At 45.6% G+C, this 16,135-nt stretch carries 15 protein-coding genes and 1 other annotated feature; of the genes, 9 read left to right on the forward strand and 6 right to left on the reverse strand.

Annotated elements, in window-relative coordinates; genetic code table 11:
• Window positions 1-221: 221 nt before the first annotated feature.
• Complete coding sequence (locus IFU39_RS27055; protein WP_105601329.1) at window positions 222-632, forward strand: O-methyltransferase; 411 nt, start codon at window positions 222-224, stop codon at window positions 630-632.
• Window positions 633-709: 77 nt separating this feature from the next.
• Here IFU39_RS27055 and IFU39_RS27060 read toward each other — a convergent pair whose 3' ends face one another.
• Window positions 710-943, reverse strand: a complete 234-nt coding sequence (locus tag IFU39_RS27060; protein WP_105601328.1) for an alpha/beta-type small acid-soluble spore protein — start codon at window positions 941-943, stop codon at window positions 710-712.
• 205 nt (window positions 944-1,148) lie between these two features.
• The gene (locus IFU39_RS27065) at window positions 1,149-2,123 is read right to left on the reverse strand and encodes an aldose 1-epimerase (RefSeq protein WP_192135853.1); all 975 of its coding nucleotides are present in this window, start codon (window positions 2,121-2,123) and stop codon (window positions 1,149-1,151) included.
• 245 nt (window positions 2,124-2,368) lie between these two features.
• Window positions 2,369-2,636: a binding site (T-box leader), on the forward strand.
• 75 nt (window positions 2,637-2,711) lie between these two features.
• On the opposite strand from IFU39_RS27065, the gene trpS reads away from it, so the two are divergent.
• Window positions 2,712-3,704, forward strand: coding sequence for a tryptophan--tRNA ligase (gene trpS, locus IFU39_RS27070; protein ID WP_192135854.1), 993 nt, complete (start codon window positions 2,712-2,714; stop codon window positions 3,702-3,704).
• Between the two features lie 114 nt (window positions 3,705-3,818).
• Here the strand turns inward: trpS and IFU39_RS27075 are convergent, their stop codons facing one another.
• On the reverse strand, window positions 3,819-4,019 hold the full coding sequence (locus tag IFU39_RS27075; RefSeq protein WP_017692385.1) for a hypothetical protein: 201 nt from the start codon (window positions 4,017-4,019) through the stop codon (window positions 3,819-3,821).
• Between the two features lie 120 nt (window positions 4,020-4,139).
• On the opposite strand from IFU39_RS27075, the gene IFU39_RS27080 reads away from it, so the two are divergent.
• Entirely contained in the window at window positions 4,140-4,358 is a 219-nt protein-coding gene (locus tag IFU39_RS27080) for an alpha/beta-type small acid-soluble spore protein (protein ID WP_017692386.1), read from the forward strand.
• Between the two features lie 116 nt (window positions 4,359-4,474).
• On the opposite strand, the gene IFU39_RS27085 is transcribed toward IFU39_RS27080, so the two are convergent.
• Window positions 4,475-5,455 carry a metal-dependent hydrolase gene (locus IFU39_RS27085; protein ID WP_192135856.1) on the reverse strand — a complete coding sequence of 327 codons (981 nt, stop codon included), beginning with the start codon at window positions 5,453-5,455 and terminating at the stop codon, window positions 4,475-4,477.
• A gap of 424 nt (window positions 5,456-5,879) precedes the next feature.
• Between IFU39_RS27085 and IFU39_RS27090 the strand changes: the two genes are divergently transcribed.
• Window positions 5,880-6,491 carry an SCO family protein gene (locus IFU39_RS27090; RefSeq protein WP_192135858.1) on the forward strand — a complete coding sequence of 204 codons (612 nt, stop codon included), beginning with the start codon at window positions 5,880-5,882 and terminating at the stop codon, window positions 6,489-6,491.
• Window positions 6,492-6,569: 78 nt separating this feature from the next.
• Here the strand turns inward: IFU39_RS27090 and IFU39_RS27095 are convergent, their stop codons facing one another.
• Together IFU39_RS27095 and IFU39_RS27100 are read right to left on the reverse strand one after the other, a co-directional pair.
• Entirely contained in the window at window positions 6,570-6,917 is a 348-nt protein-coding gene (locus IFU39_RS27095) for a toprim domain-containing protein (RefSeq protein ID WP_192135859.1), read from the reverse strand.
• A gap of 521 nt (window positions 6,918-7,438) precedes the next feature.
• Window positions 7,439-8,614, reverse strand: a complete 1,176-nt coding sequence (locus tag IFU39_RS27100; RefSeq protein WP_192135861.1) for an MFS transporter — start codon at window positions 8,612-8,614, stop codon at window positions 7,439-7,441.
• A gap of 188 nt (window positions 8,615-8,802) precedes the next feature.
• Here IFU39_RS27100 and IFU39_RS27105 point away from each other — a divergent pair, with 188 nt between their 5' ends.
• From IFU39_RS27105 to IFU39_RS27125, 5 genes are all read left to right on the forward strand, one after another.
• Entirely contained in the window at window positions 8,803-9,285 is a 483-nt protein-coding gene (locus IFU39_RS27105) for an ATPase (protein WP_192135863.1), read from the forward strand.
• Between the two features lie 69 nt (window positions 9,286-9,354).
• Window positions 9,355-10,449 carry a transglutaminase domain-containing protein gene (locus tag IFU39_RS27110; RefSeq protein WP_197997940.1) on the forward strand — a complete coding sequence of 365 codons (1,095 nt, stop codon included), beginning with the start codon at window positions 9,355-9,357 and terminating at the stop codon, window positions 10,447-10,449.
• Between the two features lie 105 nt (window positions 10,450-10,554).
• On the forward strand, window positions 10,555-12,591 hold the full coding sequence (locus IFU39_RS27115) for a peptidoglycan D,D-transpeptidase FtsI family protein (RefSeq protein ID WP_192135867.1): 2,037 nt from the start codon (window positions 10,555-10,557) through the stop codon (window positions 12,589-12,591).
• Between the two features lie 394 nt (window positions 12,592-12,985).
• Window positions 12,986-14,935: a peptidoglycan D,D-transpeptidase FtsI family protein gene (locus IFU39_RS27120; RefSeq protein WP_192135869.1), complete on the forward strand. Its 1,950-nt coding sequence runs from the start codon at window positions 12,986-12,988 to the stop codon at window positions 14,933-14,935.
• A 236-nt stretch (window positions 14,936-15,171) separates the two neighbouring features.
• The gene (locus IFU39_RS27125) at window positions 15,172-16,116 is read left to right on the forward strand and encodes a metal ABC transporter solute-binding protein, Zn/Mn family (protein WP_192135871.1); all 945 of its coding nucleotides are present in this window, start codon (window positions 15,172-15,174) and stop codon (window positions 16,114-16,116) included.
• Window positions 16,117-16,135: the final 19 nt, after the last annotated feature.

A 16,135-nucleotide genomic window follows, 5' to 3' on the forward strand; every position in this document is an offset into this window, starting at 1 on the left:
GCCTTTTTTTGTACAGAATCCTCATTTTTGATTCTCGAAGATTTTGTCGTAATTAAGTGAAAAAGCTCAGTTTAAGGGAGTGGAATGGCAATTAATTGTGCAAATCATAGTTAGAAATACCCAACTTTGCCGTTCTTTGTTGAATGAGCACATATGATGTCATATAATGAGTCGTAAGTCCTTGCTGTATAGGACTATAAGCATATAAGGAGAGTATTAATATGAAAATTGATGAGCTTTCATTAGCGAGACAGTTGGATCTGGTGTTCAAAGAACTTGATCATGAGTTATCAGGGTTAGATTCAGGGGTGGTTTTTGTGCAAATACGAAACAACGTAATTGGGAAATTCGGTATTCGACATAATCCGATAGCTGGACGAGATGGGCAGATGGATGTGGAGGAAGGGGGGCTAAACCAAACCCAGAGAACTTCTTTCCGGGCAATGGCACTGGAGACGTTGAAATTCAAACGCAATTGGACGCATGGCGAGATATCATACGACTTCACAGTAAGACAAGGTATGATTTTGGTAGATGCAACGATGGAGTCTAATTACAATATGGCGAGCCTCATGATTCGTTACCCTAGAACCAATACATACAAGGATTCAGATATGGAGTCGACCTCATAATTCGTTGCACAAGAGAAAGCGGCACTTCCGAAGAAGGCCGCTTTTGGATTCTGTTTGCTTAAGCAATAATTACGAGCTTACGAACGACCCGATAATTGCTGCTCAGCGATTTGCACCAGACGTTTAGTGATGTATCCACCCAGAGAACCTGTCTCACGGGAAGTATAGTTACCGTAGTAACCATCTTGTGGAATAGTTACACCCAGCTCTTGTGCAGCTTCCATTTTCAATTGTTGCAATGCTGCAGTTGCTTGGGGAACGACCAGGTTGTTGGAGCGGCTACCGCTACCTTGGTTTTGACCTCCGTACATATGTGTCACCTCCTTATGGGTTGGTGATGTTAGTATGGTTAGAGAATACGGAAATATACATGATATGGCGTAAGGGAAAATATGGATAACTATCAGTGCACAGGACACATAAAAAAGCCGACCCAATGCGGGTCGGCAAGTTGTATTTGGATATCAAAATATAGGTTGATATGCGTAAAAGCAAAATAGAGGATGATCAGCTCGCTTAGTCTGTAGGAGGTATAACCTCAATACGTGTAAATAACTCAACAGGCTGTTCCGGTTCCAAGCGAATCAACCCGGTTTGTTCATCCGAGAAAGCCAAATTAGGTGCATCCGGGAGCCAAGTGTACGGTTCAATGCACAAAAACTGATCGGATTCACCTTTGGTAAAGAGAACCCAATGTTTGAAAAATGCTTCATCTGCTGAATATTTCAATGTATATCCATCTTGCCTGCGTAAGTAAGCCGTAGCCGGTTCAGCTTCGGTAGCTTTCAACAGGGTATCCCAGTTACGTCCCTGCAAATTGATGCCTTCGTTCAGAGCAGACCATTCACCCAGAGATTCCAGTTCACCTGTCGGTAATTGTTCTTCATTCTGTCCGTATATTCCGGAAACAGGCAGTTGCAGTGTCCAGTCGGCAGGTTTGCCGTCTAACAAAAACCATGTATGATATCCCATCCCAAAAGGAGCAGGTGTTGAGCTCAGATTGGTGACTCGCAGACGCTGGCTAAATACAGCGTTTTGCAGACTGAACGTCATCTCAAGTTTCAGGGGAATCGGGAATTGAGCAATCCAATGCTCTTCATTTTCGGTCAGTAATTCAGTCGTAATTGCACAGCCGTCTTCATCTTCCTCAATGTCACTGACACACCAGGATTGGGTACGGTGGAGACCGTGAATATGGTTGTCATTCGCCGTGTTCTGATCGAACTGGTAATGAACGCCTTCATATTCGAATTGTCCACGATGAATGCGGCCTGGTGGTATCAGGAGAGGAACGCCAAAATGGTACGGCTTCTGCAGATAAAAGGCAAGATCGTCTTCATCCGGACGGCGAACGACATCTCTGTCCTGCACTAAATCACGAATAGAAATAATATTATTTCCAAGACGCGGCAGCAGGGTGATTTCCAATTCACGGCTATGTAGGATATACGTGTCGTAACCATTCCATTGGCCTTTGGTCACTTGTTTCATATCGATGCTCCTTTTCCCACTTGAAATCTGTCTGCAAGCAGTTATGATGAAGCTACTGCTGCAGGCGTGTCGTTGTGTACATGCCAGCTATTTCCTGCGCTATTTCGTGTGAAGCAGACAACAGGATAAGCAATTCCATCATAACAGATTTTGATGTCTCGGGTAAAAAAGTTCAACTCATTTTGACATTCGCGCCTGTGCGCATTAAGATGGAACTCTGAAAGCATTTATTAGAATTGAATGACATGAAATCGATGACAGGGATAAGTAGGCCAAGAGAATCCTCTTCAGAAAGCCGGTGGTTGATGTGAACCGGTGTGAGCTCTGTACCGAATGGACCCTTGAGTGTAGGTTTGAACAGGTTAAGCCGGAGATGGGCTTGCCCCACTAGAGTCTGCCGTTTAATCCACGTTACGGAACAATGAAGGCATTTCTCCGGCTTGACTTGATTCAGGGTCAGGAGCAATAGAAGAAAAGCGAATAAGGGTGGCACCACGGTCTCACGTCCCTTGCGGATGTGGGGCCTTTTTGCGTTCGCAGAGAATGGCAGGAGTTTTTTTATATACAATCAGGGAGGCGTTATGTGTAATGAAAACAGTACTTTCAGGTATTCAGCCAAGCGGTAAGCTCACATTGGGCAACTATATTGGTGCAATCAAAAATTTTGTAAAACTCCAGCATGACTATCAATGTCATTTCATGGTGGTTGATCTTCATGCCATCACCGTGGCACAGGAGCCAGCAGCATTGCGTGAACAGTCGGAAGCGGTAGCTGCGCTGTTTATTGCAGCAGGTATTGATCCGTCGAAATCTAACGTATTTCTGCAATCCCATGTACCGCAGCACGCGGAATTGGGCTGGTTGATGACAACGCTGACCTCCATGGGTGAGCTTGAACGCATGACTCAGTTTAAGGATAAATCATCCGGTAAAGATTCCGTTGGTGCTGGACTGTTTGTGTATCCATCATTAATGGCGGCTGATATTTTGTTATACAATGCTGACCTTGTACCCGTAGGTGAGGATCAGAAGCAACATCTGGAACTGACACGTGATCTGGCAGGGCGTTTTAACCACCGTTATGGGGAGTACTTCACCATTCCAGATCCGTATATCCCACAGGTAGGTGCACGGGTAATGTCACTTGATGATGCCTCTTCGAAAATGAGCAAAAGTAACCCTAACGCTGGCAGTTATATTGCCCTGCTGGATCCGCCAGATGTGATTCGCAAAAAAATCAGTCGAGCCACTACAGATTCGGGACGTGAAGTCGTCTATGATCCGGCAAACAAACCGGAAGTCAGCAACCTGATGAGTATCTACGCGGAATGTGCGGGTATGACGCTTAAGGAAGTAGCTGAGCGTTATGAAGGCAAGATGTACGGTCCGTTCAAAAAAGAACTGGCTGAAGTGGTTGTGTCTGTTATTGAACCCCTGCAACAACGTTATAATGAGATTCGCGAGTCTGGCGAATTGGCGGATGTTCTGGATACGTCAGCCCGCCGTGCAGAAGAAGTTGCAGCTCAAACGTTGGATGCAGTGAAAGAACGTATGGGATTTGTCCCGAGACGTAAACATTAGTCCTGAACAATATAATCATTTCACGCAATGAATAGTTAACATGAATAAAGAGGAGCCCTATTGAAGGACTCCTCTTTATTTGTGCGTTCATTATTGAACTATCAAATGACCTGCTCAAGAAGTGGGCTCTGAAGCAGCCGAGCGAACTTCCTGACGTTCTTTTTTGGCGCGAATCACAAATCCCCAGCCAATGTTGGCAATGGACAGGACAAACAGTAGTGCAGCAAACCAACCGGAGTAGGAGATCATAATTGCTGAAACCGTTAACAAAATAATCGAAGAGAATGCGAACCATAAAGACAAGCCCTTACTCATTGGGAAAAACCTCCATCTACAAATTTAGTAAAACTCCGTATAACCTGTAGCCTACGAGCCATAATAATCTTGCAAGCTTGCAATTACATTACAGACACAGATTGAAGGGAGATTATAAATATGGCTCAAGGATCTCGTTCTAACAACTTGGTGGTACCTCAGGCAAATTCAGCACTGCAACAATTGAAAATCGAGGCTGCACAGGAACTGGGTGTAACTATCCCACAAGACGGTTACTATGGTAACTACACTTCCCGTGAAACAGGATCTTTGGGTGGATATATCACCAAACGTCTGGTACAAATCGCTGAGCAGTCTCTGGCTGGGTCTGGCAAATAATTTATTTTAACCAACAGCAACAAAACAGGATAAACAGAAAGCCCGGAGCGGAAACGCTCCGGGCTTTCTCGCGTATCAGTTCCTATGTCTGATTGTGCCTTGCCATGCTCACTTCGTCAAGGGCGTGCAGATAAAAGTTTTTTATCCATTTTCTCATCGCTTAACCAGCCTACATACGTATCAATCGTCTCAAAATTCCGATCCATCACAATTACAGCGACAAATGGATATTGTTTTCGGTGTCGATAACGTACATCTGCCCAACGGACCTTGTAACCGGCAGGCAGTTCTTCAACCTCTGCCACCGCATAGGAGGTGAAATAGAGGAAGGCACTGACTTCCGGTGATTTGCGTGAAGCAGCAACGGCCGCATGAGTAGAAGACGAGGCGTGCAGACTCCATACCAGATTAGAACCATCCATTTTACCGATCACATAACTGCCGTCCTCAACTCGTTTAACCACATGCCAGCGGTTCCAGGATATCGTTGGAATGACGATGTATCTTGCCTGCTCTGGGCTGTTGTCGAGACGTCTAACTTTTCTGACTGCTTGTGCACGAGCAATCGTTCGCCATATATAATATAAACCGGTCAAACTATACAACGTAACGAAGAGTGGTGCAGGGGCGATCAGATCAAAGGCCCATAACAAGATAGCTATGACATGTGTAGTGAATAGAAACGGATCAAAAATATGAATGATGTTCCAGGCGATCCAGCGTTCCGTGAAAGGCCGGGCGGCTTGGGTTCCATAGGTGTTGAACAGATCGGTGAATACGTGAAAGCCTACGGCCACAGCTGTCCAGGTGGCAACGTGTCCAATAGGGACACCAGGGAATATCAGTGCAATGACGCCTGTGATGAGCAAAACCCATAACAGGAGAAATGGCAGAGAGTGTGACAAGCCCCGATGATTCCGAATGTAAAGCGAATTGCTTTTGAGACGTAACGCAGTATCGATGTCAGGGGCCTGTGAACCGGCAATCGTGCCAACCATTACCGCAGCTGCAAGCATAGGGTTGGACGCAACGACAGGATCGACATAAGCCAGACCGGCTAAACCAATCCCCATGACAAAATGTGTAGAGGTATCCATAAACGTCTCCTTTGTGTGGTGTATCGTTCTAAGGCATATTACTTCTCTATCTAGGTGATACCCATATATAGTGTATAATATCCGTCTGTCAGGATGCAAAACATCCCTAATTTCAAAGTTATGACAATAACCTGGTCCATACCCAATAAATGTACGTAGTTTGTCAAACTATTTCGGCATTTCCTGTGATAAACTTTATATCGGATAGTGAGCGGAATTTCGTCAGAGCCTACGCGTTCAAGATGTTTCATAAATATGTATGGGCATTGTTACGTCAAACCGTTACAATAATATAGAATCTCATAAAAAGTAGGTTTCTTGGAGTACATATGTCACAGTAGATGGATGATGTTAAACAAACGTGTTTTTAAGTTCAAATATGTATGCGTATTCACAAAAGGAAGATACAGAAGGGACGAGAAAGATGCTGAAAAAGTACAAATGGACATGGATATTGCTTGGGCTCGCACTTATTATGGCTGTGTATCTGATGTGGGGCACCGTTTTTGCCAGTAAGGAGAAATTACCCGAGATTCGCGAGATCCAATCCTTTTCCATGGAAAATGTAGATGGCAGTACGGTATCCCTCGAGGATACTCAAGGGAAGGTCCGTTTGTTCTACTTTTATTTCACCAGTTGTCCGGATGTATGCCCTATTACGACGTTTACGTTATCCCAGGTGCAGGATCTGTTGAAAGAGGACGACACCTTTGGTAAAGATGTCTCGTTTGTCTCCATTTCATTCGACCCGAAAGTCGATACAAGAGAGAAGATTAAGACGTTTGCGGATCGCTTCCATGCGGATTATTCCGGATGGTACTTCTTGCGAGGGGATATGGACAAAACAAAACAGTTCGCCAGGGATTCATTCCAAATCCTGATTGAAGGCGAGAATAAGGACGATTTTGCCCATATGAATATGATTGGCTTGGTGGATCAGAATAACCAGCTTCGCAAGGTATATAATGCGTTCAATACAGAGGATGTTGTACCTGCTGTAATTGCCGAGGATATTCGCAATCTAATCAAGGAATAATTATCGGATACTACTCCTATTGTAAAGGCTGCCTTCAGGTTGGATATCAACCGAAAGGCAGCCTTTTGGCATTTCTTTTTAAAAGGAAGGATGTTCAGGGTATTGGATGTATGTCTCTAACCCGGCTTTCTCCAGCTGGGCGATGATATACTCATCAGGTGTTCCTTCCACACCAGCATATCCTCGGCGTGTATACATCTGTACTGCATCCGGGAAAGCATCCCGAAGCACACCTCTAATTTTTTTGCCGGAACTGTCATTATCCATAAATAAATAAACTTCATCATACCCGACTTGTTTGCGCAGGGTTTCCAGTTTGAGTGAATTAAGTGTTCCAAACGTACATAGAATGTTGATCTCGGGACCAACCAGACGTTTCAATTTGCTTCGGTCATTCTTACCTTCCACAATGACATGAATAGGCATGGTATTCACCTCTTGTTCGAGAGCTTATGTCGACATTCCCCGGGAAATGTTGCAGCGAAAATCGACGGATTATATAAGATGGACTCCTTTCTTTACACTGTTCACCACGCGACAGGAGCACCTTTGATTTCTAAATTCTTTTTCACATACATCAGGAATTAATTCTGATCAGTAGTGGCCGTTACGGTTACGGATCGTTCCTTCGATCGCTGTTGTCTCCAAATTTCTGATTAATTTTTTAAAGGTTGAAATATGGAGACAAAGGCGAACGCTACCGCTTCTTCAAAATCGATTCCGTCCCCTTCACTACTTCCAATGATCGTCCATACCTAATGATGCTTTAAAGAAAAAGATGAAATCTTAAAGACGGCGCTGAGGATCACTAGGCCGCTCCGTTCGTGTGTGTAAAACGTTAGTCCATTTTATATAGTTTAGCTGTAAATGGGGGAATGATGCAAAGCTAATGAAAATACTGGCCTAATTGATGCCATAACGGTAAGGAGACAGAGACTGATCGAAATTTAATTCAATATACTTTTCGGATCGGCGAGGGAAGCTTCGCGTCTGGATGTATAGTATGGAAGCAACAGCATACCTATCATTAACAAAACAAAGGCGATGAAATAGGGCGATAACCCGACACGAAGTTGCCCGGCTGTGATTGGGCCGATAAAAGAGCCGATGGATGTGGCAATGGATTGCAGCGAGAAAATACGGCCCAACCTGCTTCCTCCGCTCAGACGGATAAATAGGGTTGCCATAGCTGGAAAGATAATGCCTTTGGACATCCCGAGTACAAATAATACGGTGGACAACGGGATTTGCGGAATGGCGGCCATTGCAAAGAAACACAAGGACATCAGCAGCACACCCGCAACCAGACGTAGCTTGGGGGAATACCGGTTAAGAAATAACATGCTCAGTGTGAAAAGAGCTCCAATGCTAATAATGGAAAATAACAACCCGGTAGACATGATGGATGAATGCCCTCCTCCCCGCAGGGGCAGCTCGAAGAAGAGAATCCCTTGAGCACAAGCAATAACCAGAGGCAGGGCAAAATAGCGCCAGGACACCGGAAGGAATGCACTTTTGGCATCTACTGGTGAAACGTCAGGTTTGGCAGGTTCAGTCACTCTCTCATGCTGCTTGATGATGCCACGAGGCATGGTCATGAAAGCAATCACACCTGTAAGAATGAGCAAGTAACCCAAGCCTGAGAATGTAGCAGAGAATCCCATGGAACCCACAATGATCGCACCTGCTGCGGGAGATACTACAGAAGCGAGGGTATGTACTACCCCGTGTCCCGACATATACTTTCCCTGTTTCACCGGATCGCTGGATAACTGTGCAAGCAGGGCGAGACATGCAGGAGACAGAAAGGCCAGTACAAAACCGCTGACGGAACGCAGCGCGAGTAGTTGCCATGGTGTCTGGACGTAAGCTTGCAGGAGCAGGATGAATCCAGCCCCGAGCAGACTGAATACAATGTAGCGGCGACTGCCATGTTTATCAATTTGTGTTCCGGCAATGAGATTGCCAGGTAGATGCGTCAAGGAATAGATGCCCATCATCCAGCCAATGAAAGTAGGGGCGGCTCCCAGCGAGATGGCAAAAGGAGTCAGAATGGGATACTGGGCGTGCAGATCGAATACAGCAAGGAACAAAAACAGGTATAGCCAGATGGCCGTTTTCACATAAGCCCCTCCTTGTTAAGCGATGCATGTGCAAACTACAGATCTTGAACGTGTTCCCGTTCGCCAGCAGAACCTTATGGTACTACTTGTACGCCTGGCGGGACGAACTTAGACCGTTTATTTTTAAGGGAGAGGGCTTAGCTGACAGCGGCTTCGGAAATCATGTATAATATTCGGGAGTGTTACGAATGAATTCAAATACGGAAGGTGTAGTCATGAACATAGAAGTAATCAAAGAGTTTCTGATGCAGAACTGGTTGGTGATCGTGGTTGCGCTGATCATATTGTTCTTTGTTCTGAATGTGGTCAAAACCGTATTGAAATGGTTGATTGCCATCATCATTATTGCGGCTCTACTGATATACAGCGGCATCTCCATTGATCAGATCAAACAGACAGTGACAGACGTGCAATCCAGTACGATGGACACCTTGAAGAAGGAAGCAACTAGCATGATGCTGAAGGAAGCTTCCAAAGCAACTTACGTCAAAGGATCGGATGGAGCATTTATCATCACAAGTCCCAATGTGGAAATTAAGGGCAGAAATCAATCCGATAAAGTGGATGTGACCTTCCGCGGAATTTCACTTGGCGAATGGAAACTCGACAACGAAACGATACGTACATTTGTCGAACAGGCACAGGAGAACAAAACAGCACCAGCATCGTAGTAAAGGGGGAATCGGTACGTGCTGCAGAATTGGCTGGACAGCCTGAAGGAATTGAATGGCATCACGATTATGTTGTTGCTGATTGTGGCTGCTTCATTATTGCAGGGTTGGTCCAGAGGAGCTTCACGTTCAGCAGGCAGACTCTTTGGGTTCCTGATGGATGGCATTATGGCGGTTATTGGTATTCTGTTGTCGATCGGTTTAACATTGTGGCTTGCGCCATATGTACAGCATTGGCTGTCTGAGTATGCTTCAGCCATGCCTAACCGGGAGCTGAACCGGTGGGAACAGATGTATTATACGTTGATTACGGCGATTGCAGATTTTCCGCTCATGCGGTTCGCTGTATTATTTGTGCTTAGCTATGGACTCATCCGATTGGTTCTCGGATTGCTCTCTTCATTAATTTTCAGTAGCAGGCAGGGAGCGGCCGAGGAAAGTGCTCCTAAAGGTATGTTTAGTCGGTTGACGGGTGCATTGATTGGCACGATCATAGGCTCCGTCCGTGGAATGATTGTCATTGCCGTGTTGTTCATGATCGTCAGTCTTTACCCCGGGAGTATGTTCAGTCGATATGTGGAGGCATCTCCCATCTATATGCAAGGGGCCAAATCGGTAATTGAACCGTTGTCTGGTACGTTTATCAAGGACAAGCTTCCCGTATTTACGCAGGCTGTGCAGAAGGAACTGGGCGGCATCCTGCAACGCAAATATGAAGTCATTGACCATAATATTCCGACGGATATTGAATCGGCTGCGAGAGAGGTTGTCAAAGGGCAATCGACAGATGAGGCAAAGGCAAGAGCGCTATACGACTGGGTAGGTTCACGTATTCAGTATGACTATGGTAAAGTGGATGACTATGAGCAAAAGGGCATATGGCATGAACAGAATCCGCAGAATACATTTGATACACGCAAAGGTGTATGTATTGATTATGCCCGTCTCTATGCCGTAATGGCCCGTTCACAAGGACTTGAAGTCAAAGTGGTTACAGGACTTGGGTATAACGGCCAAGGAGGGTACGGTCCGCATGCGTGGAATGAAGTGTATCTGAGTGATTCCGAGAGCTGGGTTCCGCTTGACCCGACATGGGCGATCAGTGGGGACTGGTTCAATCCTCCGAATTTTGCCGACACCCATCTGAAGGATCAATCAGCTTAACCAAACAACGGACATGGGTCCGGAATATGACGACGTTGCCAGGTTATCATGCCGGAAAGAATCAGTTTGAGCGGTATGCATCAAGTCATGAAAGAGGTAGGATGGATGAAAAAGCATTCCAATGAGAAGGATGAACTTACAGACAAACGGCGATTTAGCTACCGGATGAATGTATTTTTCTTCGCTTCCTTTGTTATTTTTAGCGTTATTATCGTACGTTTGGCGTTTTTACAATTTGTCGAAGGGCCTGAGCTTAGTCAGGAAGAAGCAAGTAACATTACCAAGGATGTACCACTTCCTCCAGTGAGAGGCACGATCTATGATTCTACAGGCGAGGTGAAGTTGGCTTACTCCAAGCCCATTCAGTCGCTATACCTGACGCTGTATAAAAACTATGGGGATGTTGATGGGAAACCGAGTCCCAACATAGGGGAAGTGCAGGATATTGCAACCCGCTTGCATGATGTGTTCGAACAGTACAAGCTGAAGGATTCAGAGTCACTTACGGTCGAACAGATCATTGAAGAGATGGACTTGAATTCACGCAAGGCGAACGGCTTCATGCCACGGCTCATTAAGAGCGATCTGTCCGAGGAGGAAGTTGCTTATTTCCTCCAGCATAAGGATGAGTTCAAAGGCATCCAGGTTGTTGAGGAAAGTGTGCGGTTCTATGATCCGGATACGGTAGCGGTTCAGACCATCGGATATCTCAAGAAGTTCAGAAGCTCGAAATCCTTGAATAAATACAAAGAAGTGGACGAGGCCAACAAAACGCAAACGGATCCGGGTCTGGTGTATACAGAGAATGAATTCGTTGGTTTTGATGGACTGGAACTGCAATATCAGGATGTATTGCGTGGCAAAAGCGGATATACGTCCGTCGATGTCGATTTGCGTAACTTGCCTGAAGGTGTAGCTGGTTCTACCCCGCCGGAGAAAGGTTATGACCTGATATCCAGCATCAACAAGAACGTTCAGGTGAAAACAGAACAAGCCATTCTGGATCAGTTGAGCTGGCTTCATCGGAACCCGGTTTCTGGTCGATTGCATCCGAATGCAAAGACCGGATTTGCAGTTGCGATGGAAGTGGATACGGGAAAAATCGTATCTGCTGCAAGTATGCCGGATTATGATACCAACATCTGGAGAACAGGCAGTATCACAAATGATCAGTATGATGATATCAAATATGTGTATCAAAATGGTACGATTCGTTCATTCCCTCCCGATGACTCTAAAAAGCGAGCTGAATCGATCGTGCTACTCGGTTCCACCATCAAACCGCTTAGTGTCTTGATCGGTTTAAAAGAAGGTTTCTTCACTACCAATACAGTTTATTCGGATAGAGGTTCAACGACCTTTGGTGGGGACAATCGTAGAGTTCAGAACTCATCCGGGCATGTGTATGGTGCAATGTATCCTCGTGATGCGATTCGTCATTCCTCGAACGTATTCATGATTGATGAGATTGGGAAGAAGATGTACTCAAAATATGGTGCGACCGGAATTGACAAATGGGATGAATACATGAAGCAGTTCGGCCTTGGAGTATCTACAGGGGTTGATCTGCCGAATGAATTCCTGGGTATACGGGATTACATGAACGACACGGAAAGTTCGTTGACTCGTCTCGTGTATGGTTCCTTTGGACAGCAGGGAAAATACACAACCATGCAGTTAGCACAGTACACGACAATGCTGGCGAACAAAGGAAAGCGGATGGAGCCACAACTGGTTAGAGAGTTCCGGGATTCGGAAGGCAACGTAGTCGAGAAAGTAAAACCGAAGGTACTCAGCACGGTAGAGTTTAACGACGCCTACTGGAATGAAGTGCAACGAGGCATGGCCACCGAAGTTTCGGCATTTAGTGGATTCCCTTATGACTTTGCCAGAAAAACAGGAACATCGACACAGGTAGTAGGTGGAAAACCCGTTGATAACGGGGTATTTATCGCCTATGCTCCACGTAATAATCCGAAGCTTGCTGTCGCTGTGGTTATTCCCGAAGGGGGCTTTGGTTCGAGCAGTGCGGCTCCGGTTGCACGTGCGATCTTCGATGCCTATGACGAGGAATTTGGTCTCGACGGTGTACCGAAGAAAGACAAAAATAAAGATTCAGATTCGGAATCAGGCACACAGTGATGTGAGGCATTGGTTACAGAGGGGACCCTTCGTGGGTCCTCTTTTTTGTTTTACGTGGAGAATGATCGTAAGAGTGAACTAATTAGTTGCATTAATATGTAACCATATGAGCTGTATCACGTTTATATAAGGGAAGGGTAAACACGATCTGGAGAACGGGACAACGTTGATATGTCAGTGTTTACATTGAAATCGGTAGATGGGGTAGTGCAACGTTTCTGTTTACGAAAATGTAACCAAAAATTGAAAGACGTGACAGCTAACCTTTGGTAGACTTGTATGAGAAAGGATTAAATTTTGGATTGAACACGTTCACAATACGGATTAAATATTTTATTTTTATAGAGGAACGGGAGAGGCTTAAAACATGTTTAACCGATTGAGGAAGAAACCCATGACTGAGGAAGATACACCCGTCAACAAGCCTTCCACCGCAAGGCTGAATCTGTTTTTTTTCGCGGCATTTGTCATATTCAGTATCCTTATTTTCAGATTAGCCTTTGTGCAATTTGTGGAGGGTCCTGAACTGACGTATATGGAAACGAGTCGTAATACCAAAGACATTCCACTCGCACCTGTTCGTGGTCCCATCTATGATGCTACGGGAGAAATTGCGCTTGCTTACTCGGAACCTGTACAGTCCCTGTATGTGCTGTTATATGAGGATTATCGGAACGATGAACGTAGACAGGAAGCAGAGGAACTGGCTCATGATCTGGCGGCTGTGTTTAAGCAGTTTAATCCAGGGGACAAAGAGCAACCGGATGCGGAAGAGATCATCAAACGACTGGATCTGGATTACCAGAAAACGTTTGGCTATGTACCGAGGCTGGTGAAGTCGGATCTCTCGACCAAAGAAATTGCCTTTTTCATGGAGAAAAAAGCGGATTACCCGGGCGTTATGGTGCTGGAAGAAAACATAAGAAAATATGACCCGGATGGCGTAGCGGTTCAGGTTGTGGGTTACACCAGAGAGTTCAAACGTGCACCAGATTCCATTGCCAAATATAAGGCCATCCGTGAAGGGGCAAGTACCCAGCGTGATCCAGGGCTTGTCTATCATGAAGAAGAGAAGGTTGGGTTCGATGGGCTTGAGCTGCAATACCAGGAAGAACTCCGTGGACGAAGCGGATATCAGTCCATTGATATTGACGCACGTAATCTGCCAGATGGAACGATGTTACAAACACCACCGGAGAAAGGCTACAGTCTGGTTTCCACCATTAACAAGGAAATTCAGATGGCCACACAAGAAGCAATAACGGACGAATTGCGAAGACTCCCTAAGGCAATTACCGGATACGCAGTAGCCATGGAAGTGGATACGGGGAATGTGGTGGCTATGGCGAGTATGCCGGATTATGATCCGAATGATTGGGATTATGACAAAATCAAATATGTGTTCCGGAATGGAACCACCGAGTCGTTCCCACCGAATGATGACAAGCCTAGTCGGGCGGAATCTGTTGTACTTCTTGGATCAGTAATCAAGCCGCTAAGTGTGCTTATTGGATTAAAAGAGGGATTATTTACACCAGGAGAGACCTATCACGATCAGGGATATGCGGTTTTGGGGAAAGACGGACGACAAGTGAAGAACTCGCATTCTGCTTATAATGGTTCTATTACGGCGAGAAGAGCGATTGAGAAATCCTCCAATGCCTTCATGATTGATATGGTGGGTAAACGTTTGTTACGTAATTATGGCTCAGAGAAAGGCATCGATGTCTGGCACAAACACATGCAGGAATTTGGCTTGGGTGTGTCCACTGGTGTAGATCTGCCTAATGAATTTCTGGGTAGGCTAGAATATAAAAATAAAGACGAATCAGCTCTAACACGTTTGGCGTTTGCCTCATTTGGACAACAAGCCAAGTACACCACCATGCAACTCGCCCAATACACGACCATGCTTGCCAATAAGGGCAAGCGGATGGAACCACATCTGGTGAAGGAAATCCGTGATGCGGACGGCAATGTGGTGAAAGAGATCAAACCTAAAGTGCTCAATGAAGTTGATTTTGCCGATGCGCACTGGAATGAAGTGCACAAAGGAATGGTTACCAAAGTAAGTTCATTTGACGGTTTCCCTTACGATTATGCTCGGAAAACAGGAACATCAGAGCAGGGGACCGGACCGAACAAAAAAGAGAATGGTGTGTTTATTGCCTTTGCACCACGAGATAATCCGAAGCTTGCTGTCGCTGTTGTTGTACCAGAAGGTGGATTCGGGTCAGTCAGTGCTTCACCAATAGCACGGAAAATTTTCGATGCATATGATGAAGTGTATGGTCTCGATGGAACGCCGAAAGGTAAGAAAGACGAAGGGAAAGACAAAGAGTAATGCAAAAGAACGTCTCGGAAGTTAGCTCTTTTACCATCGTGACGAGAAAGTTAATGAAGTGAATTAAATACATTTGGACAGGCAGGGGAAATAATCCCTTGCCTTTTTTTTTGGCTTCGGATAAAATTTGCACAAGGGAAACATTATTAGCCTTGATTAAAACTTAATACCTTGTACAACAAAATTAGATGTAGACAAGTATTTTAGGAGAGGGAAAGGGGACGGTTGAATTGTTAATGGTGAAAATGAGGAGTATCCAGAGGGGGTTCATTACGCTAGCGGCTCTGGTTCTGGTTATTGTACTTACGGCATGTTCCAGTGGTGCAGAGACGAGCAGTGGTGGCAAGCTACAAGTAACCGCTACAACGGGAATGATCGCTGACGTAGCACGTGAGGTAGGCGGGGCATATGTTGATGTTACCGGGCTAATGGGCCCGGGAGTTGACCCCCATTTGTACAAGGCATCCCAAGGTGATATTCGCAAACTGGAACAAGCAAAAGTCATTTTCTATAATGGACTGCATCTCGAAGGCAAAATGACAGACATTTTGGAGAAAATGTCCTCAAGCAAGCTGGTTACTGCTGTTACAGAGACTATTCCAGTCGAGGAGTTACACTCAGGCAAAGATACAGGCGGCACCGAATATGATCCACACGTCTGGTTTAACGTCAGCCACTGGATGCATGCGGCAGAAGCCGTACGCGATACGCTCGTGGAGGCGGACCCGGACCATGCGGAAGAATACAAGGCTCAGGCAGAGGCGTATCTGGCGAAGCTCGAAGCACTGGATGCCGAGGTCCGTGAGAAGATTCTGGAGATTCCGGAAGCAAGCCGGGTATTGGTTACGGCGCATGATGCATTTGGATATTTCGGTCAGGCTTATGGCATGAAAGTGATGGGGCTTCAGGGCATCAGTACAGCAGCCGAATACGGCGCAAAAGATGTTAGCGAACTGCGGGATTATCTCGTAGATAACCATATCAAAGCAGTATTTGTTGAATCGAGTGTGCCTGCAAAAGCGATGGAAGCCATCATTGCCGGAGCAGCTCAAAAAGGACATACGGTCAACATTGGTGGAGAACTGTTCTCGGATGCCATGGGGGCTGAAGGAACGGAAGAAGGCACATACATCGGTATGATTCGCCACAATGTTGAGACGATTGTAGAAGCCCTGAAATAATGAATCACATGAAGAGAGG

It is taken from the genome of Paenibacillus sp. CFBP 13594 (assembly GCF_014842675.1).
GTDB classification, from domain to species: Bacteria; Bacillota; Bacilli; order Paenibacillales; family Paenibacillaceae; genus Paenibacillus; species Paenibacillus amylolyticus_B.

Excerpts from the sequence above, each read along its gene's own strand:
- IFU39_RS27055 (WP_105601329.1), top strand. The coding sequence starts at position 222 with ATGAAAATTGATGAGCTTTCATTAGCGAGACAGTTGGATCTGGTGTTC.
- IFU39_RS27060 (WP_105601328.1), bottom strand. The coding sequence starts at position 943 with ATGTACGGAGGTCAAAACCAAGGTAGCGGTAGCCGCTCCAACAACCTG.
- IFU39_RS27065 (WP_192135853.1), bottom strand. The coding sequence starts at position 2,123 with ATGAAACAAGTGACCAAAGGCCAATGGAATGGTTACGACACGTATATC.
- trpS (WP_192135854.1), top strand. The coding sequence starts at position 2,712 with ATGAAAACAGTACTTTCAGGTATTCAGCCAAGCGGTAAGCTCACATTG.
- IFU39_RS27075 (WP_017692385.1), bottom strand. The coding sequence starts at position 4,019 with ATGAGTAAGGGCTTGTCTTTATGGTTCGCATTCTCTTCGATTATTTTG.
- IFU39_RS27080 (WP_017692386.1), top strand. The coding sequence starts at position 4,140 with ATGGCTCAAGGATCTCGTTCTAACAACTTGGTGGTACCTCAGGCAAAT.
- IFU39_RS27085 (WP_192135856.1), bottom strand. The coding sequence starts at position 5,455 with ATGGATACCTCTACACATTTTGTCATGGGGATTGGTTTAGCCGGTCTG.
- IFU39_RS27090 (WP_192135858.1), top strand. The coding sequence starts at position 5,880 with ATGCTGAAAAAGTACAAATGGACATGGATATTGCTTGGGCTCGCACTT.
- IFU39_RS27095 (WP_192135859.1), bottom strand. The coding sequence starts at position 6,917 with ATGCCTATTCATGTCATTGTGGAAGGTAAGAATGACCGAAGCAAATTG.
- IFU39_RS27105 (WP_192135863.1), top strand. The coding sequence starts at position 8,803 with ATGAATTCAAATACGGAAGGTGTAGTCATGAACATAGAAGTAATCAAA.
- IFU39_RS27110 (WP_197997940.1), top strand. The coding sequence starts at position 9,355 with ATGTTGTTGCTGATTGTGGCTGCTTCATTATTGCAGGGTTGGTCCAGA.
- IFU39_RS27115 (WP_192135867.1), top strand. The coding sequence starts at position 10,555 with ATGAAAAAGCATTCCAATGAGAAGGATGAACTTACAGACAAACGGCGA.
- IFU39_RS27120 (WP_192135869.1), top strand. The coding sequence starts at position 12,986 with ATGACTGAGGAAGATACACCCGTCAACAAGCCTTCCACCGCAAGGCTG.
- IFU39_RS27125 (WP_192135871.1), top strand. The coding sequence starts at position 15,172 with ATGGTGAAAATGAGGAGTATCCAGAGGGGGTTCATTACGCTAGCGGCT.